We start from the raw sequence: 9,962 nt of genomic DNA on the forward strand, positions 1-9,962 counted from the left end.
CGTGCGCGGCGGTGGCGGGTGCGGGTGGGTTGGGCAGGATCGAGTCGATGTCGGTCGCCTCGTCGTCGCCGCCGAAGATGCCGGTCGCCCACGCCACAATCGCCAGCACCATGAACAGGACGGCCAGGCCGAGTCCGATCAGCACCGCCAGGTTGCGTTTGCCCGGATCGGGCTCCGCCTTGCGCGCGGTCACCGACACCGGCGGCAGATCGCCGTCGATCGCCGGCAGCAGATCCGTCTTCAGGTCAACGACCGTGGCCTGGTCGAGAACCTGCTGCACGGTGGCCGCCGTACGGATGCCCCGGTTGCCGTCGAGGGCCCGGGCGGCGACTGCCGAGATCTCGAACGGTACCCCCTTGCGGGCATCGAGCGGTTCGACGGGAACACCGTTCTTGTCGGGCTCGGCCACGTCCAGGCCACCGACCTGCTCGGTGGTGTCCGCGGTGGTGATCACCTCCGAACCGGTTGCCGCGTCGAGCGGCCACCGATTGAGCAGCAGCGCGTACAGCACAGCGCCCAGACCGCGCACGTCGGAGGCCTTGTCGTCGCCGGCGAGAGTGCCGGGGAAGGCAAGCACCGCGTTACCGTCGGAACTGATGCGGATCCGGCTCGGATGGTCGATGGACAGCGCGCCGCCCGAGCGGTGTGCGGCCTCTGCGGCGGCGGCCAGCGCACGCACCGCACGTGCCGCGCCGATCGGCGACGGACCGGACTGGGCTACCTCCGACAGCGACGATCCGGGAACCCATTCGGACACCACGATGCCGCCCGACGAGCCCCGGACCACGTCGAGCACACGGGCGACACCCGGTGAGTTGACCTGCCCGAGGCGCAGCGTGCGGGCGAGTACCGCCTGCGGGCCGGTATCGGACGGCTTGATCTGCTCGCCACGGGAGGGCGGCGGAGCCATCTGGTCGGCATCGACGAAGGTCAGCGCGACCTCGCGGTCGAGGTTGGTGTCGCGGGCCCGCCAGAACTGCAGACCCCGTGTGCCGCCATGGCCCTCGAGTAGCCGGTAGCGGCCACCCGCGACGGCTGCGCCCGCGATCAGCCGCGGTCCGCGAACCACCGGCTCGGGAGCCGACGGCGGCCCGGCCGGGGTTTCAGTTACCTCGGGCGTCTGTTGCCCGGTGATGTCGACGATCTTGGTGGGGGCGTCATCGGCCCCGATTCCCGGTGTGGACGCTCCCGTTGCGGGTGATACCGGATCAGGAATCGGTCGATCAGGAATCGACTGGGCGGAGGGGATGTGCGTGGCGGCATCCGCCGCCAACGTCTCGGGCACCATCGGTGCCTGGGGGGCGCTGGTTTCACTCACGTGCCCGAATCCTCTCCTGCGGTATCTCGTGTCGGGTGGCAGAACCATCCGGTTGGCGGCATACGCACCGTGCATCCCGGTCGCACCACCCGAATGCACCGCATACGATTGCCAGCTCGAGGTGCCCCGGTCGAACCGGCGCACGATCTGTACCTGACCAGAGTACGGGAGAGCGTCGTCGTTCCCGACTCGCGGGAACTGGAGGGTGAGCGAGGCGAGGTCATCGGCGGGTGGCGGCGTCTTGGGAGCCAGTGCCGGGACGAATCTGCCGAGCAGCCGCTGGACGGCGTCGAAGATCGCGACGACGTCGGGCACCTTGAATGCGGCGAGTCCCGAGTACACGACGCCCAAGACCACCATCGCGGTGATCGCGAGGTAGCCGAGCGACCCGATCTTGCCGTGGCTGGTCGACAGATGTGCCAGGCCCGACAATTCGGCCATCGCCCAGACCGCCGCGGTGACCGCGGCCGACGTCACGATGGTCACCACTGTGGTGCGATTCACATCCTTCATCCGGAAGGAACCGAGCCGCCGCCGCAGCAACTGGTGGCCGACGATCGCGCCGACGAGGTAGCCGAGACCGTTCGACAGCGCCAGCCAGCGTACGACGTGATCCGGGTCATCGAACAGCACCGTGCCCACATACGACGAGGCGACCTTCACGCCGGTGATACCCACCACCATCACCGTCGGGGTCCACGGATCCTCGCGGGCGTAGAACACCCGCAGCTGCACCAGCGTCATCGCATACGGGATCAGCGTGAACGCGCCCCAGGACAGCACCGAACCGAGTTGATCGGCGGCGTCGAGGTCGTACTGGCCGAAGTTGAACACCGCGATCGCGATGGCGGGGCCGAAGAACGTCATGAACGCGACGATCGGCACCAGCGACACCATCGTCAGCCGTGTCGCCAGCGACATGTCGTCGACGACGGCCTTGTGGTCTTCGGCGGCGGCGTTGCGCGAGAGCCGCGGCATGATCGCAGTCAGGATGGTCACGCCGAGCACGCCGTACGGCAACTGCAGCAGTTGCCAGTGCGTGAAGTAGGCGCTGATGCCCTCCGCAGTGGCCGACGCGGCGATCCGGTAGGTGATCATCATGCCGACCTGCAGCACCAGCACATAGGCGACGATGGCGACCGCCATGTTGCCGAACTTGCGCAGCCGGGCGTCGATACCCCACTCGAAGCGCAGCTTGACCCCGGCGCGGCGAAGCCACGGAACCAGGATCATGGCTTGCATGACGACGCCGAACATGCAGCCCAGACCCAGGACAAGCAGCTGCGGGTCCGTCATCCGGACCGGGTTGACGGTGATCTCGCCGGGCATCAGCGCGTATAGCACCAGCGTCGAGATCTGCACGATGTTGTTGAGCACCGGCGCCCACGCACCGGGCTTGAAGTACCCGCGCATGTTCAGGATCGCGATGAACAACGCGGTCAGGCCATAGAACAGGATCTCCGGCAACAGCAGATAGGCCAGCGCCGTCGCCAGTTGTCGGTCCACCTTGCCGTCGCCGACGTTGAGGTACGTCAGCACCGGCGCGGCGATGACGGCGACGACGGTCGCCACCCCGAGCACCACCATCACCAGGGTGAAGATCTTGTTGGTGAACGAGACTCCACCATCGGGGTCCTCGGCCTCGGCTCTGGCCAGCAGCGGGATCACGATCGCGGTGAGCACGGCGCCGAGCACGACCTCGGCGATCATGTTGGGCAGCACGTCGGCCGCCTGGAACGCCGACGCCAGCGCCGGACCGAGCATTGCCAGGATCAGGACCGTGCGCAGGAAACCGGTGATCCGGCTGAACAGGGTCGCGAGTGCGATCGATCCGCCGGTCTTGAGGATCGATGAGTCCGAGTCCTCGGGCGGTGTCTCGGACGAGGTCTTGCCGTTTGTGTTCGGACGCTTGAGCAGTGTGTTTCCGGCCGGTGCGGCACCGGACCGGGTGTCGTCACCTGCCGGGTTCGGGCCTGTCGGGTTCGGCAGGGGTATGCCCGGCTGCTGTGATTTCGCACCCGGGGATTTCGCACTCGTGCCGACGGGCGGGCGCTCGGCACGTCGCTGCCGGATGGGCGCCGGTTGCGGCAGGCCCTGTTGTGGAGGTTTCTGTTGTGGGGGTCCCAGCTGCGGGGGCACCTGTCGAGGTGGCTCCGGTTGCCGGGCCGCAGGGCGACTGCTCATCGGTGGTGCGGCCGGCGGCCTGCGATTGAGCCCCGGCGTCGACGGCTTGCCGGGCGGAACCTGCTGGGGACTCTGCGGACCGGGCTGGATGCGGGCACGTGGAGCCGGTGCCGGCGTGCGTGCGGGGCCCGGTATCCGGTCCTGCGGTCGGATGCTGCGCTGGTCGGGCCGACCGCCTCGCTGCGGCTCCGGCCGCCCGTTCCCCCGTACGACTCCCCCATCACCGGCCCGACCCTGCGGGACGCCTGGCTGACCCCGTACGGGTCCGGGCGGCGCGGCGTGCTCGCCCGGCCGGTCGGGACCTCCGGCGGGAGGGTTGGGTCGTTGAGGGCTCACGCGTCGTCTCCACGATCTTCGGAGGTTTGGTCTTCTGGGGTTTGGTCTTCTGGGGTCTCGTCTTCCGGTGGCCGGTCGCCGGGCGGTTCGGGTCCGGCCCGGCCCGGTGTGTCGTCTTGACGGTACTGATCCGGACCCCCGGTGTGTTCGGATGACTCGCGGCGAAATTCGTATGTGCTCGCCGCGAGTTCCCGGTCATGGTCGTCGGCCTCGGGCCGATCGGCATCGGCCGGATCGGGCTGGCCCCGGAAACGGTGCCACAACCGCCGCGCCACCAGCGCCACCAGTAGCACCGCAGCCACGATCGTCGTATAGAACAGTGGCTTGCCGTATGCGTTGGAGTGCACAGAGATGGTGATCGGCTGCCCGAGGGCGAGGCCGGTCGCCGTTGTCAGGCCGATGGAGACCGACGTGGCCTCCGATGAATCGGCGTTCGCGGGCAACTGGATCTGCCGGGTGCCGCGGGCCGGGATCTCCATCGCACCGACGTCGCCGATATTGAGTTCGGCAGGCGCATCGATCTTGAGCAACACCCGGATGGGCAGCGCCAGGTCGTTGCGGACGACCAGCAGGATCGGGCTGCGTTCGGATGCCAGCGTATATCGGCCGCCGGGGTCGAGCATGGTGACGGACCCGCGCATCCGGGTCAGCGTCGAGTTGACCGCGGACACCCATCGGTCGCGATGGGCCCCGAGTGCGGTCCGTTCGGACGCGGTGTCGTGGTCCGGGCTGCGCAACGACCGCAGCAGATCCTCGCGTAGCGGCGCCAGATAACGTTCGGGGGTCGCCTCGACGTCGGCGGAGCGCACCAGTGACGCCTGCAACTGCAGACTCAGGTCGGTGTGCGCGCTGATGGCCGCGGCCTGGGCATGGGAGACCACCCACCAGCCGCGGGAGGGGCTGGGTTTGCCTTGTGGAGCGTGCAGCCGACCGATCCGCCGGGCGGTGTCGAGTTCGGTGACCACGGCGTGGAGGCCTTCGGGGGTGGCCGCTCCGGCGTCGAGCAGGGCGGTCGCCGTCGTGAGCAGGGCGTCGGCGTCGGCCTCGGTGGGTGACCAGTAGATCGGCGGCACGATGAACTGGCTGCGGCCGCTCACCGGCAACTGCGTGACCTGCGGGTCGGTGACCTGCTGATCAGTGGTGGCCGCACCGCTGTGCGGCAGCGTGAGCGCGGCGAACGCCAGCGCCGCCGTCGCGGACTGCCGCCTGCTGACCGCTGATTCCCGGTCGAGGTCGACGAGCTGGGAACTCGGGGTGAGCACAGGTGTGGTGGGCGCGGTGCCCATCGCGCCCAGCGCCGCGGTCACCGGGGCGTCCGTGGTCTGCACTCTGATGTCGCCGACCTGGTAGCGGCCGCTCGGGTCGGGATCGCGATCCGGTGTCAGCGTCGCCGCCGACGACACGGCCTTCGTCACGGTCGCCGATTTGAGGACACCCGCGCCCGCGTCGTCGATCGCGCCGATGGCGGGGATGGCGATACCGCGGACGCTCTTGACCCCGAGGATCGAGTCGACGATGTCTGCCGGACTGGTCAATGCGGCCGCGGTGAGCCCGGCGTTGTCCACCCGGGCGAGCGAGCCCAGATCGGCCGACGCGAATGGCAGCGCCACCACACACAGTTCACCGGCGAGCTGTTTGAGGGTCGCCAGCCACTGGGCGGCCACCGCAGTGCCCTCGCCGGGTGTGGTTTCGGATGTCGGTGACGACGGGTCCCGGGAGATGACGTACCCGGTCGACATCACCCGCACCGTGACCAGCAGATCTGGGTCGACGGCCAAACAGACGCTCTTGCGCAGCGCCGCGCGGCTTGCTTTGTGATCGGGTGTGTTCTGCTGGGTTGCCGCTGTGGATTCCGGCCCTGTGGATTCCGTGCTACCGGGAGGTGACGGCGTCGCCGACGGCGGTTGCCCCGGTGTCCGCGAGCCCGATGTTCCAGGGCCGGCCGCATCCGGGCCGGGTGCGCCGGTGGTAGGTCCGGTCGGCGTGGGCGTGTTGACGACGCTCGGTGTCCGGACCGGTACCAGCGAATGCAGGGCGTCGAGGCTGCGGTAGAGCCGTCCCCCGGGCGCCAGCGAGGCGGCAAGATCATCGCTGATCAGCCTTACCGGCTCGGTCCGCCCGCCGAGCGTCCCCGGGGCGAGCTGGGGTGGGGCGGCCAGCGGCCACAGCATCGTCATCCGGGAGGGATTGGACCTGTCGGCGGGTATTGATCCGTCGAACCGCGGCGTGGGGCCCTCGGCATCGCCCCCGTCGGTGTCCTCGTCGGTGTCGCCGGCGTCCGGGTAGACGTATTGCTCGGCCCGGGCCTCGTCGGGTGGCAACGACAGCACCGGCAGCAGAGTCGTCGAGTCGGCGACCCGGGCGGCCGCGCCGTAGTCGGGTGTGGCGTTGACGTTCACGGTGATCGGGTAGACCCCGGCCGCGGCGATCTCCAGCCCACCCCGCGACAGCGGCAGCGTCAGGCTGAAACCGGTCTGTCCGCCGGGTTGCAGGGCGGTGGCGACCTGCCGGAACGGTCCGGCGACACTCACCGGCAGCACGTCGGCCGCCGGGGCGGTACGCAGACCGGCGGCGTCGGTGACCCGATCACCGCGCTCGAGTCGGACCGCGACCGTCCGCAGCGGCCGGTCGCCGGTATTGCGGACGACACCGCTGACGGACACGGTGGCCGGGCCTGCCGTCGTGACCAGTGTCGGCGTGATGGAGCCGATATCGACGCGGGCGAAGACGGTGGCCCCGTCGCTCTTCGCCGGACCGCCGGACCTGTCCCCGGATCTGTTGCTGCGCGAGGTATCGATGTCGGGGATCTCGGAGGTGGGCGGCCGGCTCTCGGGCGCCGGGGTCGAGCCAGGTGACCCCGTGCCGGGAATCGGGGACGGTTCGGCCAGTGCCGGTGCCCCGGCCGACGAGAGGAGCACAAGCGTCAGGACGGCCACGAGAGTCAGAACGGCCTCCAGGACGGCACTGACCCGAACCGGGACCCGGCCTTGGGTGCCTACTCCGTCAGGCATCGCCGGCCGTGGGACGCCGCGCTCGCCTGCGCCTGCGCCGCGACCGGGCCGATGGTGTCGGGTCGTTGCGGCGCTGATTGCGTGCGGCGGCGGCTTTCTCATAGGCGTTGGGTTCGGTGCGGATGCTCTCGGCCTCGGACTTGGCCAGCCGGAACGGGTCGGCCGCGAGATCGGCGATGACACCACGTGCCATCCGGGCGAGCCGACGCTCGTCAGAGTACGTGAGCCGGCGCGGGAGTTCGCGCAACGGCACCCACGCCACCTCGCTGACCTCGTAGTCGGCGTCCGACAGCTCTCCCCCGATGCTGCGCAGCAGGTAATGATGCACAGTCTTGTGGATGCGTCTGCCCTCGCTGACGAACCAGTAGTCGATCTTCCCGAGCGGGGCGACCACGGTGCCCGCGATACCGGTCTCCTCCGCGACCTCGCGGATCGCGGTCTGTTCGGCGGTCTCGCCGGTTTCGATATGGCCCTTGGGCAGTGACCACATCATCCGGCCACGCCGGTCGACGCGGCCGATGAGGACGGCGCACAGGTCATCGACCGGGTTGTCGAGACTGCCCGAGATCACCAGGCCACCGGCCGACGTCTCGCGCACGGTGCGAAGCTTGGCCGCGCCTTGGTCGGTCACAGGATTATTGGTGGCGGCACGGCGCCGGTTGCGTCCGCCCTTGCCCTCGGGCCTGACCCTGTCGTCGGCTGTGGTGCTGTCGTCTTGTATGCGGTCCGATTGTCCGGCGGCCGAGGGTTCACGGTAGTCCGGGGTGGGGCCCTTCCTGGTGATCGCGGCTGCCCGGGTCACAAGGTCCGACGGCTTCGTCTGTCGTGTCCCGTTTCCGGAGGCGGGCTTCTCGGGTCGGCTCCCGATGCGGTCCGGCACGCCGCGACCGTCGTGGCGAGGGCCTGCGTCGGGAACGACCGGCTTCCCCTGCGTGGGGCTCGGGTCGTAGGCGTCGGCCACAGCGCCATGGGCGCCCGGGGCCACAGCGCCATGGGCGCCCGGGGACACCGGACGGGCGGGGGTGACCGCCGACTGGACATGCGAGGCGGCCCGCTCATCGATGACCGATTCGGTGGTGTAGTTCACAGGTCCGCTCCGCCGCGGCATCGACGACGGTGAGGGGCGTCGTGCCTTGCGTCTGCGGGGCTGGTCGCGCGCGGTGGGTCCGCTCGGCCGCTCGGTCGCGTCCTGGGCCACCGGAGCGGTCAAGTCTGGGGTCTGGGTTGCTGGTGGCAGGGCCGTTGCGGGAGTATCCGCGGCCGGGGTGCGGTCCGGTGCGTTGTGCGGCCCGGGCTTGGGAACCCTGCGCGGGGCGGGAGCGTCGTCGGATGCGGGTTGTGTGGCGCTCGCGCCGGCTGCCTGCGCGGCGCCGGTGCTCTGTTCGGGGTTCGTCTGACCCGGGGAGCGACGCGCGCGGCGCCTGCCGCGACGTGAGCGTCGTGACCGCCGCCCGGCCGGTGCGGCCCGATCTGATTCGTCACCGGGAGCCTCGCCACCGGGAGCCGCACCACCCGGAACCCCATCCCCGGGAGACCTGACCGCGTCACCGCCGGCGCTCTTGCGCTGGTCCCCGTTGCGGTGGACACTTTGCGCATCACCCTGGCGGCCGTTGGCCGCATCGCTGTGGTGGCCGTTGGGGATGGGTGCACGTGCGGCTCCGAGGGCATCGGCCGAATGCGTTTTCGCTGATTGCAGGGTACGCGGAGGCGTGACGGAGGTGGCCGGAGATATCGCGCTACCCGCCCGCAGGGCAAGGGTTGCCGGACTCGGCCCGCGACCGACGGCGTCGGCGGGGCCGTCGTGACGGCGGGTAGACGAATCGGTGGACACGTTCCTGATGCTAGCCGCTGGTCACCGACCGTTTGCCTGGATGGCTCCGGCTGTGGACAAATACTGAGGCGGCCTCAGCTGTTACGTGTGTGACACGAGTGACTTTTGGGTAGCACGTTGTTCCCCGAATCCACTTTGCCATCGGGCGTGTCGCGCGTGTGTGCCGAGTAAACCCGCAGGGAGAACCCGTAAAACCCGCACAGAAAACCTGATTGCCCGGTCCCGGTAGTCTGACCAGACGTGACAGGTCCCGATACTCCGGATTTCCCCCATTTCGAGGAACGCCGCACCAGGCTGCTGGCCGCGGCGGCGATCGCGCTGCGCGGATACTCCGACGTCCTGGTGCCGCTCGGCGCGCTGTTCACCGACGCCGGCCACGACCTGTTCCTGGTCGGTGGGTCGGTGCGTGACGCCGTGCTCGGCAGACTCTCCGAGGATCTGGACTTCACCACGGGTGCCCGGCCCGACGAGGTCGTCGCGCTGGTCACCGGCTGGGCGGACGCCATCTGGGATACCGGCATCGAGTTCGGCACCGTCAGCGTCCGCAAGGGCGGCCTGACGATCGAGATCACCACCTACCGTGCCGAGGCCTACGACCGGGTCGGCCGCAACCCCGTGGTCACCTTCGGCGACACCCTCGACGGTGATCTGGTCCGTCGCGATTTCACGATCAACGCGATGGCGGTGCGCATCGGGCCGGACGGCGCGCAGGAGTTCTGCGACCCGCTCGACGGTATGACCGCGCTGCTCGCCGGCGTCATCGACACCCCGGCCACCCCGCAGGAGTCGTTCGACGACGACCCGCTGCGGATGCTGCGTGCGGTGCGGTTCGTGTCCCAGCTGGGTTTCCGGCTCGCACCGCGCGTCATCGACGCCATCGCGGAGATGAACGGACAAATCGAGCGCATCACCGCCGAACGGGTCCGCGTCGAGCTCGACAAACTGATCTGCGGCGAGCATCCGATCGAGGGTCTGGAGATCATGGTCGACACCGGTCTGGCCGAACGGGTCATTCCGGAGATCCCCGGCATGAAGCTGACGATCGACGAGCACCACCAGCACAAGGACGTCTATCAGCACTCCCTCACCGTGCTGCGGCAGGCGATCGACCTCGAGGAATCCGATCCCGACCCGGTGCTGCGCTGGGCGGCGCTGCTGCACGACATCGGCAAACCCGCCACCAGGAGGCACGAGGAGGGCGGCGGTGTGAGCTTCCATCACCACGAGGTGGTGGGCGCCAAGATGGTGCGCAAGCGGATGCGGGCGCTCAAGTATCCGAAGG

4 protein-coding genes are annotated in these 9,962 nt (G+C 69.5%); 1 reads left to right on the forward strand and 3 read right to left on the reverse strand.

The genetic code is table 11. The features are described from left to right. From Q0627_RS06585 to Q0627_RS06595, 3 genes are all read right to left on the reverse strand, one after another. On the reverse strand, positions 1–3,502 hold a 3,502-nt coding region (locus Q0627_RS06585; RefSeq protein WP_298808561.1), incomplete at its 3' end, for a murein biosynthesis integral membrane protein MurJ. A gap of 332 nt (positions 3,503–3,834) precedes the next feature. Beyond that, positions 3,835–6,849, reverse strand: coding sequence for a DUF6049 family protein (locus tag Q0627_RS06590; RefSeq protein ID WP_291012299.1), 3,015 nt, complete (start codon positions 6,847–6,849; stop codon positions 3,835–3,837). Further along, positions 6,842–7,957 (reverse strand): NUDIX hydrolase, encoded by a 1,116-nt coding sequence (locus Q0627_RS06595; protein WP_291012470.1) that lies wholly within the window; start codon positions 7,955–7,957, stop codon positions 6,842–6,844. Before Q0627_RS06595 ends, Q0627_RS06590 begins: the two co-directional genes overlap by 8 nt. A gap of 963 nt (positions 7,958–8,920) precedes the next feature. Between Q0627_RS06595 and Q0627_RS06600 the strand changes: the two genes are divergently transcribed. Beyond that, positions 8,921–9,962, forward strand: a 1,042-nt coding sequence (locus tag Q0627_RS06600; RefSeq protein ID WP_298808564.1) for a CCA tRNA nucleotidyltransferase, incomplete at its 3' end; no start/stop codon positions are given.

Origin of the sequence: uncultured Gordonia sp. (assembly GCF_937858515.1) — a bacterium.
Lineage (GTDB): Bacteria > Actinomycetota > Actinomycetes > Mycobacteriales > Mycobacteriaceae > Gordonia.

Excerpts from the sequence above, each read along its gene's own strand:
- Q0627_RS06590 (WP_291012299.1), bottom strand. The coding sequence starts at position 6,849 with ATGCCTGACGGAGTAGGCACCCAAGGCCGGGTCCCGGTTCGGGTCAGT.
- Q0627_RS06595 (WP_291012470.1), bottom strand. The coding sequence starts at position 7,957 with ATGCCGCGGCGGAGCGGACCTGTGAACTACACCACCGAATCGGTCATC.